Genomic DNA, 26706 nt, shown 5'->3' with positions numbered 1-26706 from the left:
TGGTCATCACTCCCCCCGGTCGCCGGTGAACGGCGGTCTGGCCGGGGTCGCGACGTAACATTGCGGGCATGTCTGCACCTGCCAGCACCGTCGAGGAAGCGGTCCAGGCCGCCCTGGCCACCGTCAACGACCCGGAGATCCGCCGTCCCATCACCGATCTGGGCATGGTGCGCTCCGCCGTGATCGGCCCGGACGGCGTGGTACGGGTGGAACTCCTACTCACCGTGGCCGGCTGCCCGTTGAAGGACAAGCTGCGCACGGACATCACCGCCGCCGTCGGCGCGGTACCCGGGATAACCGGGGTGGAGATCGAGTTCGGCGTGATGAGCCCGGAACAGCGCCAGTCCCTCCAGGCGAAACTGCGCGGTGGCGGCGCGACCGATGAGCCGGTCATCCCGTTCGCCCAGCCCGGTTCGCGGACCCGGGTCTACGCCGTGGCCAGTGGTAAGGGCGGCGTCGGCAAGTCGAGCGTGACGGTCAACCTGGCCGCCGCCCTGGCCGCCCGGGGACTCTCGGTCGGCGTGGTCGACGCGGACATCTACGGTCACTCCGTGCCGCGCATGCTCGGTACCGAGGCCCGCCCGACCCGGGTCGAGGACATGATCATGCCGCCGCAGTCGCACGGCGTGAAGGTCATCTCGATCGGCATGTTCACCGCCGGAAACGCGGCGGTCGTCTGGCGGGGGCCGATGCTGCACCGCGCGTTGCAGCAGTTCCTCGCCGACGTCTACTGGGGCGAGCTGGACGTACTCCTGCTCGACCTGCCGCCGGGCACCGGCGACGTGGCCATCTCCCTGGCCCAACTCCTGCCCAACGCCGAGATCCTGGTGGTGACCACCCCGCAGGCCGCCGCCGCCGAGGTCGCCGAGCGGGCCGGCGCGATCGCCCTACAGACCCATCAGCGTCTCGTCGGCGTGGTGGAGAACATGTCGTGGCTGGAGATGCCCGACGGCTCCCGGATGGAGATCTTCGGTTCGGGTGGCGGTGCCACGGTTGCCGAGTCACTGACCCAGGTCGTCGGCGCGCAGGTGCCGCTGCTGGGCCAGATCCCGCTCGACACCCGGGTACGCGAGGCCGGCGACGCTGGTACGCCGATCGTGTTGGCCGAGCCGTCCGCCCCGGCCGCCGTCGCGTTGAACCAGGTGGCCGACCGCCTCGCGGTCCGGCGCGAGTCGCTGCTCGGCAAGCCGCTGGGGCTGCGCCCCGCCGGTCGCTGAGCTGTCCGGAAAGGCCCCCTCCTGCAGGAGGGGGCCTTTCTTACAGGCAGACGTATCAGTGTCAGGCGTGGTCAGGTGGCGTCGAGGTCGACGGCGGCACCGCGCGGTGCGGGTGCGGTCGTACCGCCACCATCCACCGGGCCTGCCTTGGCTGAGGAACCCTCTGCCGACTTCAGGTCCATCCCCGAGGCGACGTCCTTCAACTCGCCCCGCACCCCCTCGATGTCGGAGCGTACGTTGTTGTAGACGCTCTGCAACGGCTTCCGCAGCGCCTCCTCGTCCTCCTCGCTGAGCAGGTGCTTACGGATGAACGCCTTTGGGTGCAGGTCCTCCAGTTGGATGTCGGTGCCCAGTTCCCGGCTCAGGTCGGTGGTCGCGTTGCGGGCCATGTTCCGCAGGTTGCGCAGCATCCGCAGCCCGTCGCCGATCACCTGGGGCAGTCGGTCGCCGAAGATCAGCAGGGCGACGAGCAGCAGCCCGCCGACCTCCCACATGTTCAGGTTCTCGAACACCTGCCGACCCTCCTCATGCCATCCCCCTGCGCAAGAGTACGCACGTCGCCACCGATCATGGGAGAGGGTGCGCGCCGGCCAACCCGACGCATGACCACTATTTGACGTCCGCCGCGAGCGTCACCGACACGTTCTGCTGGGCGCTGCCCCGCCGGTACTCGACGGTCACCACCGAGCCGGGTGCGTACTTGCGGACCAGAGCGATCAGATCACCCGGCTCCGTGAGGGGCCGGCCGTCGAACTTGAGGATCACGTCGCCGGTCCGCAGTCCGGCCGCCGCCGCCGGGCCGCTCCGGTCGACGGCGGAGAGGCGTACGCCGACAGCGGCACCGGCTCCGGCGTTGGTGACCTGGGCACCGATCACGGTACGCCGGGCCTTGCCCGTGTCGATGATCTCCTGCGTCAGCCGCTTGGCCTGGTTGATCGGGATGGCGAAGGCCAGGCCGATGTTGCCCGCCTCCTGCTCGTCGCTGGCCAACGACTTGATCACCGAGTTGACGCCGATCACCCGTCCGGCCCCGTCGACCAGCGGTCCACCCGAGTTGCCCTGGTTGACCGCCGCGTCGGTCTGGATGGCGGCGTAGTAGCGGGTGGTCCCACCCGGCTCCCCGGCCTGGATGGTCCGGTCCAGCGCGCTGACGATGCCGGCGGTGACCGTGTTGGCGAGCGAGAGCGGAGACCCGAAGGCCAGCACCGGATCCCCCACCGCGATCGCGTCCGAGTCACCGAACTCGACCGGGGACAGCCCGGTCCGGGACGTCTTGAGCACCGCGATGTCCGACTCCGGGTCCTGGCCGACCAACTTGGCCGGGGAGGTCGAACCGTCGCTGAAGACGATTGTCGCCGAACCTGACCCCCCGGCGACTACATGGTCGTTGGTGATCACGTAACCGTCGGCGCTGGCCACGAAACCGGACCCGAGGCTCGACCCGCCGCGTCCCCCGACCCGTACCGTCACGACGCTGGGTCGCAGCCGCTCGGCGACCCCCGCCAACGAGTCGGGCCGGCGCTGCGCGGCGGCCGGCGCCTCACTGCCCTGCGCGCCGAGTACGGCACCCCCGCCGGCTCCATTTCGGACCGAAAAGCCGTACCCCAGCGCACCGCCCAGGGCACCGGCCAGCAGGGCAGTGATCAACGGCACCAGGAGAATCTGGGCCAGTCCCCGACGCGGGCCGACATCCGGGTCCACGACCGGCTCCGGGTCGATGCTGCCGCTCGGTCTTACCGGGGTCACCACCACCGCCGCCGGGGTCCGTGGATCACGCCACGGGTCGCTGAGCGCGTCGGACCACCAGGGTGAGGCCCCGGGAGCCGGAGCACCCGGAGTCGCTGCGGGTGGGGCGGCCGACGGGGGTACCGAGGTCGGCGGATACGCCGGCATCGGGGTTCCGTCGGGCTGGCGCCAGTTCCAGCCGTCGGTCACGTCAAGGGCCTCCCAGTCCGTCCCAGATACCGGACGCCGTTCGCCGCCGGTGGCATCTCCCCCGGCGGTCGGGCGGTCGGATCTCCGCATCCAGGATTACACGGATACCCGGAAAGCATTCGATGCTTGCCTCGCCTGTAGACCGGTGCCCGTACGACAGGCTGCCGATCTCGTCGCGCCGCCTCTAGGCTCATACTCGCAACCCGTCCCACTCCCCTTCCCGCCGCCCGGAGGTGTCCCATCGCCACGGTCGCCCGGTCAGTCAATCCGATGACCACGCAGGCACTCCAGTTCACCGAGACGTACGTCGCCGAGGACCTGGTCCTTCGCACCGCACGAAGTCTCGCCAACGAGGTGGGCCTCGATGCCGTCACCCCCGGCGTCGGTGCCGCCCTGCGGTTGCTGGCCGCCGCCGGCAGTGCCCGGGCGGTGGTGGAGATCGGCACCGGTACCGGGGTGAGCGGCGTCTGGCTGCTGCGCGGCATGCGCCCCGACGGCGTACTCACCACGATCGACCTGGAGGCCGAGCACCAGCGGATCGCCCGACGGATCTTCCTGGAGGCCGGGTTCCCCTCCGGGCGTACCCGGATCATCGCCGGCCGGGCGCTCGACGTGCTGCCCCGATTGGCCGACGGGGTCTACGACCTCGTCTTCATCGACGCCGACGCCGCCGAGAACACCGCCTGTGTCGACGAGGCCCTCCGGCTGCTGCGCCCCGGTGGGGTGCTCGCGGTCAACGGCACGCTGGTGGGTGGCCGGATCGCCGACCCGGCCGCCCGGGACCTGGAGACGATCACCGTACGGGAAATGATCAAGGCGGTACGCGAGTCGGAGGAATGGGTTCCGGCGCTGCTGCCCACTGGTGAGGGCCTACTCGCCGCCGTGAAGCGGGCCTAGCCGGGGCACGTCGACCGCTGCGTGGAGCGGGATCAGCCGGGCTGCCCGCTCCACCACTGGTCTCTCGTCAGCCGGCCGTCGGTGAGGTGGCCAGCCAGCGCAGCAGCGTACGGACGCCCCAGCCGGTGGCTCCCTTGGTCAGCTCGGCCGAGTCGGCCTCCGCCCAGGACGGCGCGGACATGTCGATGTGCAGCCAGCGGTCGCGCAGCTTACCGGCGAACTCCCGCAGATAGAGCGCGGCGAGCACCGAACCCGCCCCCTGGGTGGGGGTGCTGTAGAAGTCGGCCAACTCGCTGCCGAGGTATTCGACGTAGTCCGTCGGCAACGGCATTCGCCAGGCCGACTCACCGGCTTCGCGGATGGACGCCAGCATCGCGTCGGCCAACTCGTCGCTGTCGCTGTAGAGGGCTCCGGTGCGCTTGCCCAACGCCACCGCGTTGGCCCCGGTCAGGGTGGCCAGGTCGATGAGCAGGTCGGGCGCGAGTTGCTCCACCGCGTACGCCATCGCGTCGGCGAGGACCAGTCGACCTTCCGCGTCGGAGTTGGTGGTCTCGCTGGTCAGCCCGCCGTAGTGGCGCACCACGTCACCGGGGCGGAACGCCGAACCGCTGAGCATGTTCTCGGCGAGCGGGGCGAGCGCGGTGACCCGTACCGGTAGGCGTAGGGCCGCGGCTCCGATGGTGGCGGCGATGACGGCCGCCGCCCCGCCCATGTCCTTGCGCATCAGCTTCATCGCGTCACGGGGCTTGATGGAGATGCCCCCGGTGTCGAAGGTGATGCCCTTGCCGACCAGCACCACGTGCGTCTGGGCGTCGGCCGGCTGCCAGGTGAGCTCCACGAGACGCGGTCCCCGGGCCGAACCGCCACCGACGGCGAGGATGCCTCCGAAGCCCTCGGCGGCGAGCTGTTCGGGCTCCCGGACCCGGACGGTCAGCCCGTCGTGACCGGCGGCAGCCGCGGCCACCTGCTCGGCGAACCACTGCGGGCTCTTTACCGAGGAGGGCATGTTGGTCAGGTCCCGGGCGAAGCGGGTCGCCTCGGCGGTGGCCTGGGCCGTGGCCAGTGCCGCCTCGTAGCGTTCTGGGTCGGCTACCGCCAGCAGCACCTCACCAAGGGTTGGCGCGTCATCCTCGGCCGCCGCCGGCTGGTCCGGCATCCGGAACCGGTACGACGCCAGCCACAGCCCTTCGGCCACGCCCCGCACAGCAGCCGGGGAAGCATCGGCCGACATCGCTAAAGTGATTGAACTCTCACGTACGCCAGTCCGCGCGATCGCCGCTCCGGCGGCTCGCCAGTCGGCCTCCTCGCCGGCACCGACCCCGATCAGCAAGAGCCGGCTCGGGCTACCCAACGGTCGGATCGACCGATGCGACACCCCTGATGCGCCGGTGTGATCGACCTCGGGCAGCAGCGCGGCGGCCTCGCTGAGAAGATCGGCCGAAACGGCCAGCGCGGTCGAGACGACCTCGGCCGACGGTTCACCGACAACCGCCCCCTCGACGGGGCGGACCGGCAGGGCGAGCGCGTCGATTCCGGTCGGATCGACCACGAGACGAATGGCCAGCACGCCGACCGTACCTCCAGGTTCTTGGACGAACCGGGCCGCCAGTGGATCCCACCGGACCCAGCTACCCGGAGCAAACCCTGCACCAGCAACGAGTCGCTGGTCCAGGGGTGACGAAACGGTCCGGGCGCTGTTCGCACCCGGACCGTGATGGATCGATTAGCCGACGACGTTCTTCAGCGCGTCGCCGAGCGCGTTGGCCTCGTCGGGAGTCATCTCGACGACGAGTCGGCCACCACCCTCCAGCGGAACCCGCATGACGATGCCCCGGCCCTCCTTGGTGACTTCCAGCGGACCGTCGCCCGTCCGCGGCTTCATCGCCGCCATGTTGTCTCCCCTCAGACCTATAGCAGGGTCGGTGGATTACCCCACAGCCACTTCGTCAGCACCACCGCGCGCAAGCCCTGTGGTGTCGACCAACGATTTTCCCTGATAAACACCGCCGGACCCAAACCGAACCAGCACGTCTGTAACAGCGTCTAGCATATCTTGCACTGGGCTGTCACAATGTGCGGTCATGCAGGCACGGTCGGCGCTCTTCGACCTGTACGGCGACCACCTCCGTTCCCGGGGTGGCCGCGCACCGGTCGCCGCCCTGGTGAAACTGCTCTCCCCCCTCGGGATCGCCCCCCCGGCGGTGCGTACGGCGGTTTCTCGGATGGTGCGGCAAGGCTGGTTGCACCCGCTCCGGCTCGCCGCCGGACCGGGATATCTAATCACCCCGAAAGCCGCCCGTCGATTGGACGAGGCGGCGGCCCGGATCTACCGGACAACCCGCATCGGCTGGGACGGCCGATTCGACCTGATCGTGCTCCAGCCGCCAGCCGCCCGCCGCGAACGGCAGCGTCTCGCCTCCCACCTCGCCTTCCTCGGCTACGGGACACTCGACGAGCAGACCTGGGTCGCCACCCGGACCGGCGAGGACATCGACGGGCTGCTCGCCGAGACCGGGATGCGCTACGAGCGGTTCACCGCGACCCATGCCGCCGGCACCTCCGGTGCGATGGCGCTGGTCCGACGCGCCTGGGACCTCGCCGAGATCGGCAGGGCCTACGAACGCTTCGTGACGCAGCAGCGACCGCTGCTGGCCGCCGTGACCGCCCGCAGCGGGGACATGGAGGCGTACGCCGCCCGGTTCCGGCTGGTACACGCGTGGCGTACGTTCCTCTTCCGGGATCCGCAGTTACCACCGGCGCTGCTTCCCGAACGATGGCCCGGCACCAGCGCGGCGGCATTCTTCGATCGGCACGCCGCCCGACTGCGCCCCGCTGCCGACCGGTATGTCGAGCGTTGCCTCGACACCGGTAACCGAGCCGGACAAAAGAAGGGCCGCAAACCGTGACCGAGCCGCTGCTGGTCGACCGTACCGACGCCGTCGTCACCCTCACCCTGAACCGGCCTGCCGCGATGAACGCGCTGGACGTCGCCCTCAAGGAGGCGTTGCGGGAGACCCTGGCCGAGTTGGAGACCGACCGCTCCTGCCGGGCGGTGGTGCTCACCGGTGCCGGGAACAACTTCTGCGCCGGGCAGGACCTGCGGGAACACGTCGAGATCCTGGAGTCCGGCAGCCAGGATCCGCTCAGTACCGTGCATGCCCACTACAACCCGATCGCGGCACGGCTGGCCAACCTGCCCAAGCCGGTGGTCGCGGCGGTACGCGGCATGGCCGCCGGGGCCGGCGCGTCGCTGGCCTTCCTGGCCGACTTCCGGGTGGGCGGCCCGCGGACCAGCTTCCTGATGGCCTTCGCCCGGGTCGGGCTGGCCGCCGACACCGGCGCCTCGTGGTCGCTGCCCCGGCTCGTCGGCCACGCCAAGGCGGTCGAGCTGCTGATGTTGGCCGAGCCCGTCGGCGTCGACGAGGCCGACCGGCTCGGTCTGTTCACCCGGCGGGTGGACGACGACGAGCAGGTGCTGCCGACCGCCCAGGAACTGGCCGCCCGACTCGCGGCCGGTCCGACGGTGTCCTACGGGGCGATAAAGCGACAGCTCTCGATCGGCGACGCCGGCACGCTGTCGGAGGCGCTGGCCGCCGAGGCGCGGGCCCAGTCGATCTGCGGCGCTACCGCCGACCACCGGGCCGCCACGCTCGCCTTCGTCAACAAGCAGAAGGCGGTCTACGAGGGGCGTTGAGTGTGGGGAAGAGCCGCTTCCTATCGGATTCTGCCTCGGGAAGGGGCTCTTCCTGACCGCTCAGTCGTCTTCCTCCGGGTCCTGGTTCGCCTCCACCCCCAGCACGAACGCCTGCATGGCCAGCTCGTTGCCGACCGGCGAAACGAAAGTGGGCAGCTCGCGCGGCCCCAGCTCCATCACGTACGACCAGAACAGGCGGACCGCCTCGGCGGGGGTGGCTGCCTCGATCGGCAGATCCAGGCTGACCAGCCAGGCCCGACGGTCGAGAGCCGGACCGATCCGGGCCGCCAGCTCGCGATAGGTCACCGCGTCGATCGGGGTCACCGGCCCGACCAGAGCTAGTTGGTCAGCCGGCACCGGCTCGTCAAAGGCCCGCTGGGTGTACGTCACGACGAGCGGCGTCTCCTCGACCTCGCCGGCCTGCGGATCGTCCGGATCGGTCACCCCGCCGGGCGCTTGGGTGACCCGCCCCAGGGCCACCACGAGGGGCTGCTCCTCCTCGACCACCACCAGGACCTGGTCGCCGGGGGCCGGGCAACGGTCCGCCTCGACACCGGTCAACTCCAGCGTGTCGTGGTGGAAGAGCCGCTCCGCCTCGTACCGTCCGGTCGGCAGGAGCACGGCCCATGTGCCGATCCGGCTGATTGACTCGGTCATTTCTCTATCCCATCACGGGTTGTGCGGCGGCACGGATCACGTGGCAACCGGCGAGGTGATCGTCGACCATCCCGGTGGCCTGCATCAACGCGTACGCGGTGGTCGGGCCGACGAACCGGAAGCCGCGCTTCTTCAGCGCCTTGGCCAGGGCGGTCGACTCCGGCGTGAGGGCGGGCACGTCAGCCCCGGATCCGGGTCGGGCCGGTCGGGACTCGGGCGCGTACGACCAGAGCAGGGCGGCCAGGCCGTCCGGCAGCTCCAGCGCGGCCCGGGCATTGGCGATCGCCGCCTCGATCTTGGCCCGATTCCGGACGATACCGACGTCACCCATGAGCCGGGTCACCTCCGCCGGGCCGTACCCGGCGACGGTGGCGATGTCGAACTGGTCGAACGCCGCCCGGAACGCCGGCCGTTTGCGCAGGATGGTGAGCCAGGAGAGGCCGGACTGGAAGGCCTCCAGGGTCAGCCGCTCGTAGAGCGCGTCGTCACCGCGTACCGGCTGGCCCCACTCCTCGTCGTGGTAGGTCGCGTAGTCCGGCGTGCTCGCCCCCCACCCGCAGCGGGCCCGCCCGTCGGCTCCGATCACCAGGTCAGTCACGTCACCAACGGTAGGCGGCCGACCGGCGGCGGTGTCCGCCGGGTTGGCCGATGGCGAGGCGTACGCCCCGGACGGTCAGGGCACGGCACAGGTCCGGCCGGGACGGCTCACGGCGACACAGCTCAGGGCGGTACAGCTCAGGGCAGGGCTCCCTGCTCCACCAGTCGGGCGAATCTCTTCAACGCCTGGGTCAGGCCGAACTTGGAACCGGGCCACAGCACTGGCCAGGCCATCCGGCCGGCCGCGCCCCCGGGCAGGTGGAACCACTCGTGCCACACCACCTGGGTACGGTTCCGGTCCATCTGGGTGCAGCGCAGTACGCCCGGCCCGCGGAGTATCTGACCACAGTGGACGACTCGAACCTCGTACGGGACATCCAGCCGGACCACCCGCATCTCGTCACGTACCACCACCGGTCCGATCGCGGTGACCGCCTCCACCAGGCTGCCCTCACCGCCGTCGCCGTCGACCACCCGTACCCGGGTGAACGGGATCCAGTCCGACTGGCGCTCCCAGGCGGTGAAGGCGGCGAACACCCGATCGGCCGGCGCGTGGACGATGACCGTGGCGGTTACCTCGCCGGCACCGGGCTGGGCTGCCGAACGGAGCCCCTCCGCACCATCCGCCTCGGTCCGACCCGGGTCGTCGTCCGGCCCGACCGGACCCCGGTCGTCATCCGCCGGTCGGTTCACGCCCGCTCCGACCGGGTCGCGGTCGGGTCCGGCTCCGCCACCGATCCGTCGGCCCGCTCGACCGGTCCGGTCGCCGGCTGCTGCTTGGTCTCCGGTTGCCGCGCGACGTCCTGCGGTTCTGCGCCCTCCCGCTCCTGCGTGCGTTGCCGATCCTGCGCGACCTCCACCGCCGCCGAGTCCTCGGCTGTAGCGGAGTCTCCGACGGTCTGGCCGCCGGCAGCGGACTCGGGTTGCCGTCCCATCTGCGGCAGCCGACCGATCGTCGGCAGTCCCCCGGTCGCCGGCGGCACGTCACGCGGTCCGTCCTCGGCCGGGCCCAACACGGCCGGCTGGTCCGCGGATCGGGTCGATTCGCTCGGCTGGTCCGCGGATCGGGCCGGTTCGCTCGGCTGGCGAGTCGCCGCCCCGGCCGGGGCGAGCGCGGCCTCCCGCGCCTGCCGCAGCACGTCGGCATCGGCGGTACGTCCCTCACGCAACGCGATGACCTCCGCCTCCAGCACACCAATCAGCTCGTCCTTGTAGCCGATGTCGTAGGCCGCCCGGCGCAACGCCTGATCGACCTGGGCCATCCGGTACCCCCGGAACGTGGTGTCGAAACGGACATCGGACACGTCGTCCTCCACCAGCGGCCGACCACCGGGCAGCGGCACCGCCCGGCCGTCTGGCTCGGCCGGCACCAGCCCCGAGTCACCGCCGGTTACCAACACCGTGACGCCGAAGACCACCGCCGCGACCGTCAACGCCACGACCAGGAGGAGCAGTAGCTGATCCATGGGGCCGATCGTGGCACGCCGGCCGGGTACCGGGCGACCCCGCCACGCGGCCGTCCCGGCCCTTGCTCGTTACGGCGGTACGGCAGGGTTAGCGTCGACCCGCGAAGCGGCGGGACGAGGAGGCACAGATGGCGGGAGCGCTACGACTCGGTGGGCGTACGTTCGCGCCGGGTGAGCTGGCGGTGATGGCGATCGTGAACCGTACGCCGGATTCGTTCTTCGATCGGGGCGCGACGTTTGCCGAGGACGCCGCGTTACGCGCGGTCGATCAGGCCGTCACCGAGGGGGCCGACATCGTCGACATCGGCGGTGTCAAGGCCGGGCCGGGCGCCGAGGTGGACATCGCCGAGGAGATCCGCCGGACGGTGGGCACCATCGCCGCCGTACGGGCCGCATTCCCGGACGTGGTGATCTCCATCGACACCTGGCGGGCCGAGGTCGCCGTCGAGGCGGTGGCCGCCGGGGCGGACCTGCTCAACGACACCTGGGCCGGGGCCGACCCGGCCCTCGCCCAGGTCGCCGCCGAGACCGGCGCTGGGCTGGTCTGTTCGCACGCGGGTGGGCTCACCCCCCGTACTCGGCCGCATCGGACCGCCTTCGACGACGTCGTGGCCGATGTCGTCACGACGGTCACCGGACTGGCCGACCGCGCGGTGGCGCTCGGCGTACGTCCCGACGGGATCCTGATCGACCCGGCGCACGACTTCGGCAAGAACACCCGACACTCGCTGGAAATCACGCGCCGGTTGGGTGAGTTGACCGCCACCGGTTGGCCGGTGCTGGTGGCACTGTCGAACAAGGACTTCGTCGGCGAGACCCTCGACCTGCCGGTGGACCAACGACTGGAGGGAACTCTCGCCGCGACCGCCGTCTCGGCCTGGCTCGGCGCGCGGGTGTTCCGGGCCCACCAGGTACGACCAACCCGTCGAGTGCTCGACATGGTCGCCTCGATCCAGGGGGTCCGGCCTCCCGCGCTGTCCCGCCGGGCCCTCGCCTGAACCGACCCGTACCTGCGCCTGGTCGACGCCGCATGGCAGCCGGACCCGTATCTGCGCCTGGTCGACGCCGCATGGCAGCGGGGCCCGCACCTGAGCGGTGACGGGCCCCGTCCGGAGCGGCAGCGGTTCAGAGTTCGGCGTCGGGCCCCTGGCGGGTGGCCGGGGTGGTGCCACGCAGGCGGGCGATCAGCCGCATGCCGTGGTAGGCGAGCAGAGCGGCGGCGGTTCCCAGCGCGATGCCGTTGAACGACAGGTCCCCGGCGGTGAGGGTGTAGTTGGCCGCGCCGATGATCACCGCGATGGCGGCGGTCATCAGGTTGACCGGGTCGTGGAAGTCCACCCGGTTCTCGATCCAGATCCGCGCACCGAGGATGGCGATCAGGCCGTACAGCGCGGTGGTGGCACCGCCGAGCACCCCGGCCGGCACGGTGAGGATCAGCGCGCCGAACTTCGGGCTCAACCCGAGCAGCACGGCAGCCAACCCGGCCACCCAGTACGCGGCGGTGGAGTAGACCCGGGTCGCCGCCATCACGCCGATGTTCTCGGCGTACGTCGTGGTGCCGGAGCCACCGGCGGAGCCGGCGAGGATGGTGGCCAGGCCGTCGCCCATGAACGCCCGTCCCATGTCCTTGTCCAGGTTGCGGCCGGTCATCGCGGCCACCGCCTTGACGTGCCCGGCGTTCTCGGCGATCAGCACCAGGATCACCGGGATCACCAGGATGACGGCGCGCATGCTGAACTCGGGAGTGTGGAACTCCGGCAGCCCGATCCAGGCCGCCTCACGCAGGGTGGTGACCGCGGCCGGGTCCAGCTTGCCGAGGGCGGCGGTGAGCGCCCAGCCGACGGCCACCCCGAGCAGGATGGAGAGCCGGGCCAGGAAGCCCCGGAAGACCACGGTGGTGAGCAGGATCGCCGCCAGTGTCACGACCGCGATCAGCGGCTGGGCCTTGACGCCGGTGCCGCTGCCGTCGCCGTCCCAGGCGACCGGGGCGAGGTTGAGACCGATCAGCGCGACGATCGCGCCGGTGACCACCGGTGGCATCAGCGCGTCGATCCAGCGCGATCCGGCGAGTTGCACCACCAACCCGACGAGGGCCAGCGCGATGCCGGCGACGACGATCCCCCCGAGCGCCGGGCCGATGTCCCCGCCGGCCTTGGCGGCCAGCACCGGGGCGATGAAGGCGAACGACGAGCCGAGGTACGACGGCAGCCGGTTGCCGGTGATCACCAGGAACAACAGGGTGCCGAGCCCGGAGAAGAAGAGCGTGGTCGCCGGCGGGAAGCCGGTGATCAGCGGCACGGTGAAGGTGGCACCGAACATCGCCACGACGTGCTGCACACCGATGCCGAGGGTACGGGGCCAGGAGAGCCGCTCGTCGGGATGCACCACGTCACCCGGGCGGACGGACCGGCCGTCGCCGTGCAGGCTCCACGGAGACCAACGGGAACGCGATTTGGGGGAATTCTCGGTCATGGAGCGCCCTCTACGTCGTCTACGGACGGGGGCGTGATCGACCCTGAGAGCCGATTGTGGCACGGGGCTGGTTTCCTGCGCGCGTCGGCCAAGCCTGGTCAGCCGCCTTCCCGGCATGTGGAAGATCAGTCGCGGCCGTAGCGGCAGGACCTGTCGACACTCTTCGATCTTTTTGGGATCGCGCCGTAAACCGGGTTGTCCGCCACGATCAGTTCAATCGAAAATCTTCAAAATCTATTTGATCGATGGAGGGTCGATGAACTGGTTGACGACGGTGTTCGACACGTCAGCGAGGAGCAACCGCACCGGGGGTGGGCGCATCGCCCGCCTCGCGGCCGTGCTCGCCGCGCTCCTGGTGACCATTCCCCTGGCGGGCGCACCCGCAGCGGCGGCTCCCGCCCCGATCGTCGGGGGTGAGAACCAGACCGACGCCGACGGTCTCGCCGCCGTGCTGATCGACGGCGGCTACCAGTGCACGGGATCCATTGTGAGCAACTACTGGATTCTCACCGCCCGGCACTGCCTCTACTCCGGCAGCACCCGGATCGCCGACAGTCGCATCAGCGTCCGGGTCAAGAGTATCCACTGGTACACGGGGGGCGGGGTCGTCCAGGTCGCCACCTCCCGGGTGCGCGCCAACCACGACATCGCCATGCTGAAGCTCAACCGATCGGCGAACGCCGAGTCGGTGCGGCTGCCGACCGCAACGACGACGGTGGGAGCCACCACGTACGCCTTCGGCTGGGGTCGTACCTGCCTGTCCTGCACACCGGCCCCCATCGTGCGGCGGGCGACCCAGGGGGTGACCCACATCAACGGGCAGCTGGACTTGTACGGCGGCCGGGCCATCCGCACGCTGGGCGCGAACGGCAACGTGTGCTTCGGCGACTCCGGCGGGCCGCTGTTCAAGCTCGTGGACGGCCTGCGCTACCAGGTGGGCGTCCTCTCCTGGGGCGACTCGTCGTGCGCGGGCAACGGTGACTACTGGGCCACCGTGCCGGACAGCCGGGACTGGATTCTGAACGTGATGGCAACCGTGTAGTCGTACCGTCCCCGACGCCGGCCGGTGTGGCCCGGGTCCAGATCCGGCCCCGGACCACACCGGTGTGGCGTCAGTAGGTGATGAAGCCGTACAGGGCCCGGTGGTTCGACTTGGTGCCGGTGACGGTGTGCCCGACGCTCGACGGCTGCACGCTGCCCTTGATGAACAAGTAATCGATCTTGCTTGAGCCGTGCGTCGCCGCCGTGCCGTAGCCGGTCATGCCGAAGCCGCTCAGCGTGCTGGCCGCGATCCCGGTACGGTTCGCGTCGATCCCCACCACCCGGATCGTCGAGGCGTTCATCAGGCTGGTGGCGTCCGCCCCGATGTGGATTCCGGTGTTCGCGATGCCGGTGTAACCAGCGCCGGCGCAGGCGTTCTGCCGGTTCTCCTGCGGCAGGTGCATGGTCGCGGCGAACACCGTGGTGCCGGTCGCCTTGATGGTGAACCGTGCCGCGATGGCACTGGTCCGCTTCCACTTGTAGTAGTCGGTGCTGTCCGGGTCGCTGTTCGGCGGCTTGTAGAGCGTGCATCCGGCCCCGTTGTTGTAGGCCGTCCCGGGCTTCAACCAGCCGGCACTCCAGTATTTCGAGATGTCGCCGGCGGCCAGGCTGAGCGTCCGGGTGTTGTAGATGATCGCGTTGGTCTGCTTCTTCTTCAGGTCGCCGAGCGCCTGGGAACTGCAATGGTGCGAACTCCCCCAGGGCTCCGGGTCGCTCCACGCCACGATCGCCCCGTAGGTGCCCGCCGGATAGCCGAACTTGGCCGCCAGTTGGTCCGCGTACGCCTCAGCCTGCCCGGTGCCCCGCACCTGCTGCACGATCAGGATGTCGGGGGCCGCCACGCCGGTGGTCCCGGTCTTTCCGGCGTCGTCCACCAGCATCGAGGTGAGGTGGTCCGGACCGGAGATGCGGGTGCACGTCCCGTCCGAGTTGTTCGTCACCAGGTTCTCGATGTTGTTGTTGTAGACCCGCAGAACCCGGTCGGCAGCTGCGGTCACCACCTCCACTGACGCGGCATCGCCAGCCAGGGACGCTGGTGCCACGTCCCGGGCTGCGACAGAGGTGGCGGGAAGGGCGGTCACGGCCACGACTCCGAGGAGGGCGGCCGTGCGTACTCGATGTTTGAAGGTCAAGGGGTACTCCCATCCGCAGCCGCTGCGCCGGTCAGTTCACTGACCCATCGCGCACACATCGATCGAACCCTACATCGATCTTGCCAACCGCAGTCGAGCCCATCGATCTTGTCGAGTACGGGTTCAGTCGGTCCAGCGGAGGATGTTCTTGCGCCACGCGTAGAGGATGCCCAGCGCGAGCACCGCAACGAAGATCCCCATCTCGGCCACGGTCACCAGACCGAATCCGGGCCGATCGAAGACCACCGCCCAGGGGAAGAGAAAGACGGACTCCACGGCGAAGAGCACGTAGAGGTACGCGTAGACGTAGTAGCGGATCTGCATCTGCGCCCAGTCGCCACCGACCGGGTCGAGCCCGCATTCGTAGGTCGCCCGCTTACCCGGTGGCTCGGCGGGCCGGGCCGGCTGGAGCAGCCGGTTCGCGCCGAACGCGACGACGAAGAACACGACGCTGACCAGAAGGAGGATCCCGAGTGTCGCGTATGACCCCAGATACCCATCCATGGGCGGCAGCCTACCCGCCCGGCACTGGCCGTGGGCCGCCACGCGTAGTCGGATCCACGGCCGCCACGCACAGCCGGATCGCGGTCGGCTCGTGCCGTACGCCCGTACGGTGAAAGCCACCGTATCCGGTCGATCAATCGGCCCATGGTGGTGATCTGAGTTACGACACCAGCGGGATCACATGCTAGATAACCGACAAATGCATCGATTCTTGCTTCCCACACGGCGGACCTGGGGGAAGGATTACCTAAGGATCCGACGTAGGCTCTGGGGTGAAGGGCAGAGCGGGCCGCGAGCGCGTCACCCCGCCGCCGCCAGTGCTCAAGGAGGTCATGTGACCGAGCAACGCGAGGTCACCGTCGGGCTCCCCCACCGGGGCGGAGCCGAGCGGAGCGAGGTGCGACTGTGACCAAGCAGGTCCGGCAATTGGATCGGGTGGTCATCCGGTTCGCAGGCGACTCCGGTGATGGTATGCAGCTGACCGGGGACCGATTCACCTCGGAAACCGCCCAACTCGGCAACGACATCTCGACCCTGCCGAACTTCCCGGCGGAGATCCGGGCCCCCGCCGGCACCCTACCCGGAGTGTCCAGCTTCCAGGTGCACTTCGCCGACTACGACATTCTCACCCCCGGTGACTCGCCCAACGTGCTGGTGGCGATGAACCCGGCGGCGCTGAAGGCCAACCTGGTCGACCTGCCCCGAGGCGCGGACATCATCGTCAACACCGACGAGTTCACCAAGCGCAACCTGGCCAAGGTCGGCTACCAGGTCAGTCCCCTGGACGACGGCTCACTCGACGGTTACGCGGTGCATCCGGTCGCGTTGACCTCGATGACCGTGGGCGCGTTGGCCGAACACGCCATCTCCAAGAAGGACGCCGAGCGGGCCAAGAACATGTTCGCCCTCGGCCTGCTCTCCTGGATGTACTCCCGGCCGTACGCCTCCACGATCCGGTTCCTGGAACGCAAGTTCGCCAAGCGGCCGGAACTGGTCGCGGCGAACACCGCCGCCTTCAAGGCCGGCTGGAACTTCGGTGAGACCACCGAGGACTTCGCGGTGCGCTACGAGGTCAAGCCAGCTCGGATGCAGACCGGCACCTACCGCAACATCACCGGTAACGCGGCCCTCTCCCTGGGGCTGGTCGCGGCCGGCGTACGGTCGAAGCTGCCGGTGTTCCTGGGTGCCTACCCGATCACCCCTGCCTCGGACATCCTGCACGAGCTGAGCAAGCACAAGCGGTTCGGCATCACCACCGTCCAGGCCGAGGACGAGATCGCCGCCGTCGGGGCGGCCCTGGGCGCGTCGTACGGTGGCGCGCTCGGCGTGACCACCACCAGCGGCCCCGGCGTCGCGCTCAAGGGCGAGACCATCTCCCTGGCGGTGGCGCTCGAACTGCCGCTGGTCATCGTGGACGTGCAACGGGCCGGACCGTCGACCGGCATGCCCACCAAGACCGAGCAGGCCGACCTCAACATGGCGCTCTTCGGCCGGCACGGTGAGGCACCGATCGCGGTCATCGCCCCGAGGTCACCGGCCGACTGCTTCTACGCGGCACTGGAAGCTGCCCGGATCGCGCTGACCTACCGCACGCCGGTGATCCTGCTGTCGGACAACTACGTGGCCAACGGTTCCGAGCCGTGGCTGCTGCCCGACGTGGCCTCCCTGCCCGAGCTGACGGTCGAGTTCGCCACCGAGCCCAACGGCGAGGACGGCAAGACGTTCCTGCCCTACCTGCGCGATCCGGTCACCCTGGCCCGGCCGTGGGCCATTCCCGGCACGCCGGGGCTGGAGCACCGCATCGGTGGCCTGGAGAAGGCCGACAAGACCGGCGACATCTCGTACGACCCGGCCAACCACGACTTCATGGTGCGGACCCGGGCCGCCCGGATCGAGTCGATCCCGGTGCCGGACGTCGAGGTGGAGGACCCGGACGGTGACGCCCGTGTCCTGGTGCTCGGTTGGGGCTCGACCTACGGACCGATCGGTGCGGCCTGCCGGGCGCTGCGGCAGCGGGGCTCGGCGATCGCCCAGGCCCATCTGCGGCATCTCTCGCCGCTGCCGGCCAACCTCGGTGACGTGCTGGGGTCGTACGACCGGGTGGTGATCCCGGAGATGAACCTCGGCCAGCTGGCTCAGGTGATCCGGGCCCGTTACCTGGTCGACGCGGTCGGCTACAACCAGGTCCGTGGTCTGCCGTTCACCGCCACCGAGCTGGAGACGATGCTGGAGGAGGTCGTGAAGAATGCCTGAGCCTGTCGCTGTCAAGCTCACCACCAAGGACTTCAAGTCCGACCAGGAGGTGCGCTGGTGCCCCGGCTGCGGTGACTACGCGATCCTCGCCGCGGTGCAGTCGTTCCTGCCGGAGTTGGGCATCCCCCGCGAGCGGATCACCTTCGTCTCCGGAATTGGTTGCTCGTCGCGCTTCCCGTACTACATGAACACGTACGGGATGCACTCGATCCACGGCCGCGCGCCGGCCATCGCCACCGGGCTGTCGGTGTCCCGGCCGGACCTGTCGGTCTGGGTGGTGACCGGTGACGGCGACGCGCTGTCGATCGGTGGCAACCACCTGATCCACGCGTTGCGTCGTAACGTCAACCTGAAGATCCTGCTCTTCAACAACCGGATCTACGGGCTGACCAAGGGCCAGTACTCCCCCACCTCCGAGGTCGGGAAGATCACCAAGTCGACTCCGGTCGGTTCGGCGGACGCCCCGTTCAACCCGTTGTCGTTGGCGTTGGGCGCGGAGGCCACCTTCGTGGCCCGCACCGTCGACTCGGACCGTAAGCACCTCCAGTCGGTGCTGCGGGCGGCGGCCGAGCACAAGGGCTCGGCGTTCGTGGAGATCTACCAGAACTGCAACATCTTCAACGACGGTGCCTTCGACCAGCTCAAGGAGCCGGCGACCCGGGACGACTACCTGATCCGCCTGGAGCACGGCCAGCCGATAACCTTCGGCAAGGACGGGCAGTTCTGCGTGGTGCACCCACCGGGCGGGTTCGGCCTGGCGGTCCGCGAGACCGCCTCGGTGTCACCCGACGAGATCCTCACCCACGACGCGGCGGTGGCCGACCCGGCGTACGCCTTCGCCCTGTCCCGGCTACCCGACCTCGACCTGCGGAACACCCCGATCGGCGTGTTCCGGCAGGTCGAACGCCCCTCCTACGACGAGGTGGTGCAGGAGCAGGTGGAGACCGCCAAGGCCGAGGCCACCGGTACGCCGGAAGAACTGCTCACCGAGTTGCTGCATTCCGGCGACACCTGGACGATCAACTAACTCCGAACCGCAGCGTTGATCAAGAGGTTTGCGTCATGGTCCCTGCTCGGACCGGACGCAAACCTCTTGGTCAACTCGGCAGGGGTGGATCAGCTGGCGGCCGGGGCGGGTGAACGGTCGTCGCGGACGTAGACCAGCATGTCGCCGGTCTCGATCGCCCCACCGCCCGGATCGGCCAGCGAGACCACCTTGCCGCGCCGAACCAGGGCGATGACCAGGGTCTCCAACTCCCGGGGGGAGCGGCCGACCTCGTCCCGGTTGGCCGAGCGCATGGCCAGCGCCATGCCCTGGCCGGGGGAGAGCAGGTCCTCGACGACGTCGATGAGCGGCGGTGCCGAGGTGGACAGCCCCAACAGTCGACCGGCGGTCGCCGAGGAGACGATGACGTGGTGCGCCCCGCTCTGCTTGAGCAGTGGCGCGTTCTCCGCCTCCCGTACGGCGGCGATGATCCGGACCTGCCCGACGGTGAGCTGCCGTACGGTCAACGTGACCAGCACGGACGCGTCGTCGGAGTCCGCCGCGATAATCACCGCCTTGGCGTTGCGGACATGGGCCTCGTCGAGCACCGCCGACCGGGTGGCTGATCCTTCGATCGCGACCAGCCCAGCCGAGGTGGCCTGTCGTACGACGGTGGGGTTGCGCTCGACCACGATGATGCGTGACTTGTCGAAGCCTGTCTCCAGCAGGGCGGAGATGGCGCTGCGGCCCTTGGTCCCGTAGCCGCAGACGATGACGTGGTCCTTCACGTTCCTCCTCCACCGCGTCGTGCGCAGGCTGGTGCGGTACTGCTCGGTCAGGACTTCCAGGGTGGTGCCGACCAGGATGATCAGGAAGAGCACCCGGGCGGGGGTAACTATCAGGACGTTCACCCATCGGGCGCTGTCCGACACCGGGGTGATGTCGCCGTACCCGGTGGTCGAGAGCGTGACCACGGCGTAGTAGAAGCAGTCGAGCAGGGTCATGCCGTCTTCGTTGACGTCCCGATAGCCGTCTCGGTCGAGGTAGACGACCCCGACGATGACCAGCACCAGGACGAGCGCCGCGAAGAGCCGCAGGCTCAACGCGCGTAGGGGCCCCTTGCGTACGACCGGAAAGTGGATCACTTCTCGTCCCGCTCCGCCCCCGCTCGCGCCTGCACGTGCACACCATAGTCCGTACCCGTGTCGCAAGCCGCGTTCAGCCGGCCGGGTCACACCGAGGAGGGCTTGCGTTCCACCGAACTCTATGAAAATTTCCTTCTGAGCGATGGTTGCCGAACGGCGAATCTTGCCGAGTCGGCCCGGCAGCCCGGGGTCGACCTCCGGTCCAGCCGGCCCGCCGCGCCCAACCCTGACCGGGAGCCCCAATGAAGGGACACACCGCATGAAGGCAAATCGGCTCAGAGCCGCCGGGGTGGCCGTAGCGCTCCTCGGCGCGCTCGTCGCCGCCACGCCCGCGAGCGCCGCCCCCGCGCCCGCGGCACCGGACCCGAGCAGCAACAGCACCACCTGCCAGCCTGACCCGGCCACGCCGAAGCGGCAGTTCCGGGCCATGTGGATCGCCTCGGTGGTCAACATCGACTGGCCGACCAAGGCGTCCTACACCGCGCCGGACCGGATCGCCACCCAGAAGGCCGAGTACTCCGGCTGGCTCGACCTCGCCCAGCAGCTCAACCACAACGCCGTGGTCGTGCAGGTCCGCCCCACCGCCGACGCGTTCTGGCCGTCGCCGCACGAGCCCTGGTCGGAGTTCCTGACCGGGGTACGCGGCCAGGACCCGGGCTGGGACCCGCTGGCCTACCTGGTCGACGAGGCACACAAGCGCAACCTGGAGTTCCACGCCTGGTTCAACCCGTACCGGATCTCGATGCCGGACGGTGCCGGTGCCGACCTCGACAAGCTCGCCCCCGGCCACCCGGCCCGGCAGAACCCAAACTGGGCGGTCGCCTACCCGGTCAACGCCGCCGGCTCGCGGCTCTACTACAACCCGGGCATTCCCGAGGTACGACAGTTCGTGCAGACCGCGATGATGGACGCCGTCAACCGGTACGACATCGACGGCGTGCACTTCGACGACTACTTCTACCCGTACCCGGCGGCCGGGCAGGACTTCGCCGACCAGGCCACCTTCGAGCAGCACGGCGGCGACTTCACCAACAAGGCGGACTGGCGGCGGCACAACATCGACCTGCTGGTGCAGGAGATGGGCCAGAAGATCAAGGCCGCCAAGCCGTGGGTGAAGTTCGGGGTCAGCCCGTTCGGCATCTGGCGTAACAAGGGCACCGACCCGCTCGGCTCGGAGACCAACGGCACCCAGTCCTACGACGCCAACTTCGCCGACACCCGCAAGTGGGTCAAGGAGGAGTGGATCGACTACATCGTGCCGCAGGTCTACTGGAACATCGGCCTGGCCGTCGCCGACTACGCCAAGCTCGTACCGTGGTGGTCCGAGGTGGTCCGCGGCACCAAGGTCCAGCTCTACATCGGACAGGCCGACTACAAGATCGGTGAGCCCGGCCAGCCGGCCGCCTGGCAGGACCCGGCCGAGATGTCCCGGCACCTGACCTTCAACCGGGACTACCCCGAGGTGGCTGGCAACATCCACTTCAACGCCACGCAGATCCGGATGAACAAGCTGGGCGCGACCGACGTCTACGCCGCCGAGCACTACTCCCGGCCGGCACTCGTGCCGACCATGCCGCGCCTGGCCGCGAAGCCGCTGCTGTTCCCGGTCGTCACCGGGGCGACCCGGCAGGCCGACGGGGTCCGGCTGCGTTGGCAGCAGCCGGCCGACGGGCTGGGCCCGTTCGGCAAGGCCACCTCGTACGCGGTCTACCGGTTCGACGGCATCACCGTGCCCGGCAAGTGCGGCTTCGCCGACGCCGCGCACCTGGTCGGCACCGTACGGGCCACCGGCACGGGCGCACAGTCCTACCTGGACGCCACCGCCGAACCGGGCAAGCGCTACACCTACCAGGTGACCACGCTCGACCGGCTCTACAACGAGAGCACGCCGAGCCTGCCGCGCTTCGTCCGCTGACCGACGCCGGGCCGGACCCCGAGATTTGTGAAGTCCCGGGGCCCGGCCCGGCCCACCTCCTGATACCGGCCTGAGCGATCTGGATATTCCCCGGGTGTCGGAGTTGGCCGCCCGTCCTGGCTGGTCCGGCCTCAACGTGGTTCCTTGTGCTCCCGCCGCTCGGCGACCCGAGGCGGCACGTCCGACGAGGGCCGCGACCGGGGAGCTGGTGGCTCGACCACGGAGAACCGGATGGAGCCGGGCACCAGGTCGGGATGCTCCACCGCCAGCGCGACGGCCGCCGCCTCGGCCAGGCTCAGCTCCATACCCTCGGCGTAGGCGGCGTCGAAGGTCAGGTCTCCCAACTCCGTACGAAGTTTGGCCTGCTCCGCCAACCAGTAGGCACCGAACACCCCCGGTCTGCGGTGCATCACCGACCGGGTCCGGGCAGCCGCCCCGAACAGCCGGGCGGCCGTCACCGGCTCACCGCCGGCCGCACACCGCACCGCGATCGCGTTGACCGTGTCGCAGGCCCGCCCGTGGAAGCCGTGGCTCATCCGGGAGCGCAACGCGACCACCAGATGGTCGTGTGCGGCCACCAGGTCCCCCCGGGCCAGCGCCACCATGCCGAGCAGCATGTCGACCGAGCGCCGGGCCCGTTCCACCGGCCGGGCCGCCTCCACCGGGCGGGCCGCCCCCAGCAACTCGGCCGCCTCGTCCAGCGCACCCCGATGCCAGAGCAACTCGGCGAGGCTGTAGACGGCGAAGAGCGCGTCCCCGGAGACGTCGTTGCGCCGCCCCCAGTCGATGACCTCCCGACAGACCCGCTCCGCCTCGACCCGCTGCCCCATGTCGATCAATGGCGAGGCGCGACCGGCGAGCACCCGGGCGAGTAGACCGGCATCATCCGCCTGCCGAGCGGCACTCTCCGCCCGCTTCGAAAAGCGCAGTTCCTCGGCGAACTCGCCGTCGGCCCCGGCGTGCATCGAATGCATGTGGTACGCCATCGCCAGTTCCGCGTCGGGAATCGATTCCCGGGTCTCGGCGATCCGCCCGTAGAGCCGGAACAACCACAACCGTCCCTCCCGGGCCAGCCCACGTTCCCGCCACCACTGATCCAGCACCCCGGCCAGCTGCAACCCGTACCGGGCGCTGCCGCCGGTGGTCGTCCACCGCAGCGCGGCCCGCAGCTCGTCGGCGAGCGGATCGAGCGCGTACAACGACAGCGTCACCGGCCGCTCGTCCGGGCCGAGGTAGGCCCGTTGTGCGGCATTCAGCGACCAGGCCACGTGTCGGTCCCGGGCGGTCTTCTCCTCACCTGCGTCGACCAGCCGGCGGGCGGCGTAGGCCCGGATCGGGTCGAGCATCCGATAGGTGATGCCGGAGGCGGTCGGCTCGGCCTGGAGCATCGACTTGTCCACCAGCACCGAGAGTGGGTCGAGTGGATCGTCGTTCAGCAACCACTCCACCGTCGCCAGATCGACCGGCCCGGAAAAGACCGCCAGCCAGCGCAGCAGCCGAGCGGCACGCGGCCCCAGGGTGCGGTACGACCAGGTGACGGTCGCCTCCATCGTGACGTGCCGCTGGGTTGCGGTCCGATGGGCGGCTCGGGCGTCCGGCGGGGGCACCGCACCGAACGCCGCAGCGGTCAGCTCGACCGTGTCATGCTGATTGGCCACCCATCGACCATTGGCCGCCGGTGGCGGCTCTGGCTCCTCCCGCCCGGCGTCCAACGTGCCCAGCACGTCGTCCAGCCGTTCGGCGAGCTGACTGGCGGAAAGCACCCGTAGTCGGGCGGCGGCGAGTTCGATCGCCAACGGCAGCCCGTCCAGGCGGGCCACCACCCGTTGCAGGTCGACCGCCTCGGCGGGGCCGGCTCGTCGGCCGCCCCGGGCCGCCGCCGTACGGTCCAGCAGCAACGCGATCGCGTCACTCGGCGTACCGCCCGGTCCGGGGTGCACCGACAGCGGCGGGATCCGCCACACCACCTCCCCGGGCAGGCCGAGCGGCTCCCTGCTGGTGGCCAACACTCGCACCCCGCTACCACCGGTGAGCAGCCGCGCGGCGACCTCGGCCGATGCCGCAGGCTGCGCGTCGCAGGTGTCCAGCAGGATGAGCATCCGCCGGGACGCTACGTATTCCACGAGGGTTTCGGCCATCGGCCGACCCGGTTCCGGGCGCAGGCCGAGCACGGCGGCGATCGCGAAGGCGACCAGCCCCGGGTCGGTCACCGTCGCGATGTCGACGAACCAGACCCCATCCGGGTACGTGTCGACGACTCCGCTGGCCAGCTCGACCGCCAGCCGGGTCTTGCCGGCCCCACCCGCACCGACGACGGTGACCAGGCGGTGGTCGTTCACCAGCCGCGCAAGTTCGATCCGTTCCGCCTGCCAACCAACGAACGAGGTGACCTGGATCGGCAGGTTGTGCGGCACCGACTCGGCGGTACGGGGTCGGGGAAACCGTCGTTCCAGGCCCGGTGCGACCAGTTGGAAGAGCCGTTCCCGGTCGTCGAAACCACGTAGCCGGTGCAGGCCGAGGTCGAGCAGGGTGGCACCGGCCGGCAGTGGTGCGGCGTGCCGGGCGGTCGCACCGGAACAGAGCACCTGCCCGCCGTGGGCGGCGGCGGCGATCCGGGCAGCCCGGTGTACCTCGGCGCTGGCGTACTCACCGGCCAGCGGCTCGGCGTGGCCGGTGTGCAGTCCCATCCGGACCCGGGGAGCTGCCTCCGGCGTCGGCCATTCGTGGTTGGACAGTGCCCGCTGCGCGGCCAGACACGCGTCGAGTGCGGCGGTGGCCTGGTCGAACGCGACGAAGAAGGAGTCGCCCTCGGTCAGCAGCTCCGTGCCCTCGGTCGCGGTCAACGTGTCACGGAGCAGTCGCCGATGCTCGCTGAGCACCGGGCGATAGCCCGTACCGAGCATCTGGGCCAGCCTGGTGGAGCCTTCGATGTCGGTGAACATAAATGTCACCAGCCCACTCGGCAGGTGGATCCGTGCCGACATGCGTGGAACCTCCGCCCCTGGAGTCGCGTTCATGCTGCCGCATGACCATGCGATTACGCATCGTAAGAACGGACGCGCGGGCCCGACCCAAGGTGCCAACCGGTGACGACGTGCGGACAGAGCGAATTGGAATCAACCCACTGTGTTCGGAACGCTACGGCCATTGACCGACCGGCGTCGCGCTGTCAGCAGCCACAACCTCCACCACAACAACCACCGCCGCCACGTGGTGTCGACTCCCGTCCGACACCGCCCCGACCGGTCACGGCAACCGTGGAAAGCAGCTTGACGGTGTCGGCATGCCCCTGCGGGCAGGTTGCCGGCGCGGATGACTGCGCCATCGGACGTTCGATTTCGAAGGTGTCGCCGCAGGCTCGGCAGCGGAACTCGTACCGGGGCATGCCCACAAGGGTACGACCGGACCTGACGGCATCGCCGCAATAGGTAATACTCGACGCGTGGCGGACGGCGAGGAGACCCCGAAGGTTCGGCACCTGCGTCCCAGCGCACCGGCAGCCGATGCGACAGTGGTCAGAGCGAATCCCGATCCTGGCAGCACCGAGCACGACACCAAGCGGGCGGACCCGAAACCGGCCGGCAGCAAGCCGGACGAAGTAAAGCCGGACGAAGTAAAGCCGGCTGGTGCCGAGCCAGCCAAATCAGAGCCGGATGACGCGAAGCCGGCCAAAACAGAGCCGGACAGCAGCAAGCCGGACGAAGAAAAGCCGGCCGAACCCGAGTCGGCCGGCGTTGAGTCGAACGACGGCAAGCCAGCCGAGGCAGCAGCGGCTCCGGACGTAGCGCCCGTTGCGGATTCGGCAGCCGGTGGACGCCGTCGGCGCGTCCGGGTGCCCTTCGCCCATGCCGTACGCCGGATCCCGCCGCCACGACAGGCCGCCGTCACCACCGGCCGGGCCGTACGCGCCTGGTCCCGACGGCCCAGCGGCCGGCTGACCCTACCCGCCCTCATGCTGCTCGCGCTCGTCGCGGCGACCGGCACGGCCGGCGCGGTCCTCGTCCCGGCCACCGCCTCCGCGCCCAGGATCGCGGCCAGCCCCACCGCGACCGACGCTGGTGCCCAGTGGCCGGTACCGCTGGACCCCGACCTGTCCCCCGGGCCGGTGGGTCCGACCGGGTCGCCCAGTGCCCTGCCCACCGGCGGGACCAGCGGCCGTAGCATCGACCTGCTCGCCAGCTGGGCCCAGCAGATCGGTAATCGGATCAACGTCTCGCCGATCGCGATGCAGGCGTACGGGTACGCCGAACTGGCCCTCGCCCGGACCACCCCCTCGTGCCGGCTGAGCTGGACCACGCTGGCGGCGATCGGCTCGGTCGAGTCCAACCACGGCCAACACAACAACGCCCAGCTCCAGCCCAACGGACAGGCGCTGCCCAAGATCTTCGGCCCGCCGCTGACCGGCACCGGCGGCACCCAGAAGATCATGGACACCGATCGTGGTCTTCTGGACGGTGACACCACCTACGACCGGGCCGTCGGTCCGATGCAGTTCATCCCCACCACCTGGCAGTCAAACGGTGCCGACGCCGACAACGACGGGCTGAAGGACCCGCACAACATCAACGATGCGGCGCTTGCGGCCGGTAACTATCTGTGCACCGGTGGCCGTGACCTTTCCACCGCTCGGGACTGGTGGAACGCCATCCTCTCCTACAACGACGTGCGGGCATACGCCCAGTCGGTGTTCGATACCGCCAACCGGTACGGCATAGCCAGCCGCACTTAGCGTGAACACTCGCACACCTTGGAGAACTGGGCACTTCCGCCCGGCTCCGGTTAGCGGCAAGCTGTA

General features: G+C 69.8%; 23 protein-coding genes and 1 pseudogene. 10 read left to right on the top strand and 14 right to left on the bottom strand.

The features are described 5' to 3' along the window. Positions 1-68 precede the first annotated feature (68 nt). On the top strand, positions 69-1217 hold the full coding sequence (locus tag FHR38_RS17335; protein ID WP_184535653.1) for an Mrp/NBP35 family ATP-binding protein: 1149 nt from the start codon (positions 69-71) through the stop codon (positions 1215-1217). Between the two features lie 71 nt (positions 1218-1288). Here the strand turns inward: FHR38_RS17335 and FHR38_RS17330 are convergent, their stop codons facing one another. Together FHR38_RS17330 and FHR38_RS17325 are read right to left on the bottom strand one after the other, a co-directional pair. Then, positions 1289-1729 carry a twin-arginine translocase TatA/TatE family subunit gene (locus FHR38_RS17330; RefSeq protein WP_184535652.1) on the bottom strand — a complete coding sequence of 147 codons (441 nt, stop codon included), beginning with the start codon at positions 1727-1729 and terminating at the stop codon, positions 1289-1291. A 97-nt stretch (positions 1730-1826) separates the two neighbouring features. Beyond that, complete coding sequence (locus tag FHR38_RS17325) at positions 1827-3110, bottom strand: S1C family serine protease (RefSeq protein WP_246447466.1); 1284 nt, start codon at positions 3108-3110, stop codon at positions 1827-1829. A gap of 312 nt (positions 3111-3422) precedes the next feature. On the opposite strand from FHR38_RS17325, the gene FHR38_RS17320 reads away from it, so the two are divergent. After that, positions 3423-4049 (top strand): O-methyltransferase, encoded by a 627-nt coding sequence (locus tag FHR38_RS17320; protein WP_184535650.1) that lies wholly within the window; start codon positions 3423-3425, stop codon positions 4047-4049. A gap of 67 nt (positions 4050-4116) precedes the next feature. Here FHR38_RS17320 and FHR38_RS17315 read toward each other — a convergent pair whose 3' ends face one another. Together FHR38_RS17315 and FHR38_RS17310 are read right to left on the bottom strand one after the other, a co-directional pair. After that, positions 4117-5616 carry a leucyl aminopeptidase gene (locus FHR38_RS17315; RefSeq protein WP_184535649.1) on the bottom strand — a complete coding sequence of 500 codons (1500 nt, stop codon included), beginning with the start codon at positions 5614-5616 and terminating at the stop codon, positions 4117-4119. A 156-nt stretch (positions 5617-5772) separates the two neighbouring features. Then, positions 5773-5940 carry a DUF3117 domain-containing protein gene (locus FHR38_RS17310; protein ID WP_184535648.1) on the bottom strand — a complete coding sequence of 56 codons (168 nt, stop codon included), beginning with the start codon at positions 5938-5940 and terminating at the stop codon, positions 5773-5775. Positions 5941-6130: 190 nt separating this feature from the next. Between FHR38_RS17310 and FHR38_RS17305 the strand changes: the two genes are divergently transcribed. Together FHR38_RS17305 and FHR38_RS17300 are read left to right on the top strand one after the other, a co-directional pair. Next, positions 6131-6955, top strand: coding sequence for a PaaX family transcriptional regulator (locus tag FHR38_RS17305; protein ID WP_184535647.1), 825 nt, complete (start codon positions 6131-6133; stop codon positions 6953-6955). After that, positions 6952-7743, top strand: a complete 792-nt coding sequence (locus tag FHR38_RS17300) for an enoyl-CoA hydratase/isomerase family protein (RefSeq protein ID WP_184535646.1) — start codon at positions 6952-6954, stop codon at positions 7741-7743. Before FHR38_RS17305 ends, FHR38_RS17300 begins: the two co-directional genes overlap by 4 nt. Positions 7744-7803: 60 nt before the next feature. On the opposite strand, the gene FHR38_RS17295 is transcribed toward FHR38_RS17300, so the two are convergent. The 4 genes and pseudogenes from FHR38_RS17295 to FHR38_RS33730 all read right to left on the bottom strand — a co-directional run. After that, on the bottom strand, positions 7804-8400 hold the full coding sequence (locus FHR38_RS17295; RefSeq protein WP_184535645.1) for a hypothetical protein: 597 nt from the start codon (positions 8398-8400) through the stop codon (positions 7804-7806). 4 nt (positions 8401-8404) lie between these two features. After that, positions 8405-8998, bottom strand: coding sequence for a DNA-3-methyladenine glycosylase I (locus tag FHR38_RS17290; protein ID WP_184535644.1), 594 nt, complete (start codon positions 8996-8998; stop codon positions 8405-8407). Between the two features lie 137 nt (positions 8999-9135). After that, positions 9136-9690 (bottom strand): SRPBCC family protein, encoded by a 555-nt coding sequence (locus tag FHR38_RS17285; protein WP_184535643.1) that lies wholly within the window; start codon positions 9688-9690, stop codon positions 9136-9138. Between the two features lie 400 nt (positions 9691-10090). Continuing rightward, positions 10091-10463: pseudogene (locus FHR38_RS33730) on the bottom strand (DivIVA domain-containing protein); the annotation flags it as partial. 128 nt (positions 10464-10591) lie between these two features. Here FHR38_RS33730 and folP point away from each other — a divergent pair. After that, a complete protein-coding gene (gene folP / locus FHR38_RS17275) occupies positions 10592-11461 on the top strand; it encodes a dihydropteroate synthase (RefSeq protein WP_184535641.1) in 870 nt (289 codons plus the stop codon). Between the two features lie 127 nt (positions 11462-11588). On the opposite strand, the gene FHR38_RS17270 is transcribed toward folP, so the two are convergent. Beyond that, the gene (locus FHR38_RS17270; RefSeq protein ID WP_184535640.1) at positions 11589-12935 is read right to left on the bottom strand and encodes a uracil-xanthine permease family protein; all 1347 of its coding nucleotides are present in this window, start codon (positions 12933-12935) and stop codon (positions 11589-11591) included. 256 nt (positions 12936-13191) lie between these two features. On the opposite strand from FHR38_RS17270, the gene FHR38_RS17265 reads away from it, so the two are divergent. Then, positions 13192-13977, top strand: coding sequence for a S1 family peptidase (locus FHR38_RS17265; RefSeq protein ID WP_184535639.1), 786 nt, complete (start codon positions 13192-13194; stop codon positions 13975-13977). 70 nt (positions 13978-14047) lie between these two features. Here FHR38_RS17265 and FHR38_RS17260 read toward each other — a convergent pair whose 3' ends face one another. Together FHR38_RS17260 and ndhC are read right to left on the bottom strand one after the other, a co-directional pair. Further along, positions 14048-15109, bottom strand: a complete 1062-nt coding sequence (locus FHR38_RS17260; RefSeq protein ID WP_184535638.1) for a hypothetical protein — start codon at positions 15107-15109, stop codon at positions 14048-14050. A 123-nt stretch (positions 15110-15232) separates the two neighbouring features. After that, positions 15233-15613, bottom strand: a complete 381-nt coding sequence (ndhC, locus tag FHR38_RS17255; protein ID WP_184535637.1) for an NADH-quinone oxidoreductase subunit A — start codon at positions 15611-15613, stop codon at positions 15233-15235. Between the two features lie 405 nt (positions 15614-16018). Here ndhC and FHR38_RS17250 point away from each other — a divergent pair, with 405 nt between their 5' ends. Next, positions 16019-17866 (top strand): 2-oxoacid:acceptor oxidoreductase subunit alpha, encoded by a 1848-nt coding sequence (locus tag FHR38_RS17250; protein ID WP_184535636.1) that lies wholly within the window; start codon positions 16019-16021, stop codon positions 17864-17866. Continuing rightward, a complete protein-coding gene (locus tag FHR38_RS17245; protein WP_184535635.1) occupies positions 17859-18893 on the top strand; it encodes a 2-oxoacid:ferredoxin oxidoreductase subunit beta in 1035 nt (344 codons plus the stop codon). The genes FHR38_RS17250 and FHR38_RS17245 overlap by 8 nt, the downstream gene beginning before the upstream one ends. A gap of 89 nt (positions 18894-18982) precedes the next feature. On the opposite strand, the gene FHR38_RS17240 is transcribed toward FHR38_RS17245, so the two are convergent. After that, positions 18983-19996 carry a potassium channel family protein gene (locus tag FHR38_RS17240; protein WP_184535634.1) on the bottom strand — a complete coding sequence of 338 codons (1014 nt, stop codon included), beginning with the start codon at positions 19994-19996 and terminating at the stop codon, positions 18983-18985. 259 nt (positions 19997-20255) lie between these two features. On the opposite strand from FHR38_RS17240, the gene FHR38_RS17235 reads away from it, so the two are divergent. Then, positions 20256-21911 carry a glycoside hydrolase family 10-like protein gene (locus FHR38_RS17235; RefSeq protein ID WP_184535633.1) on the top strand — a complete coding sequence of 552 codons (1656 nt, stop codon included), beginning with the start codon at positions 20256-20258 and terminating at the stop codon, positions 21909-21911. Positions 21912-22042: 131 nt separating this feature from the next. On the opposite strand, the gene FHR38_RS17230 is transcribed toward FHR38_RS17235, so the two are convergent. After that, a complete protein-coding gene (locus tag FHR38_RS17230; RefSeq protein ID WP_184535632.1) occupies positions 22043-24895 on the bottom strand; it encodes an ATP-binding protein in 2853 nt (950 codons plus the stop codon). A gap of 185 nt (positions 24896-25080) precedes the next feature. Further along, on the bottom strand, positions 25081-25296 hold the full coding sequence (locus FHR38_RS17225; RefSeq protein WP_184535631.1) for an FmdB family zinc ribbon protein: 216 nt from the start codon (positions 25294-25296) through the stop codon (positions 25081-25083). Between the two features lie 57 nt (positions 25297-25353). Between FHR38_RS17225 and FHR38_RS17220 the strand changes: the two genes are divergently transcribed. Next, complete coding sequence (locus FHR38_RS17220; RefSeq protein WP_312882223.1) at positions 25354-26640, top strand: lytic transglycosylase domain-containing protein; 1287 nt, start codon at positions 25354-25356, stop codon at positions 26638-26640. Positions 26641-26706 lie beyond the last annotated feature (66 nt).

The organism is Micromonospora polyrhachis (genome assembly GCF_014203835.1).
GTDB lineage: Bacteria > Actinomycetota > Actinomycetes > Mycobacteriales > Micromonosporaceae > Micromonospora_H > Micromonospora_H polyrhachis.
Note: the sequence above shows the minus strand (reverse complement) of the source record. Positions and strands in the feature narration are given on the sequence as shown.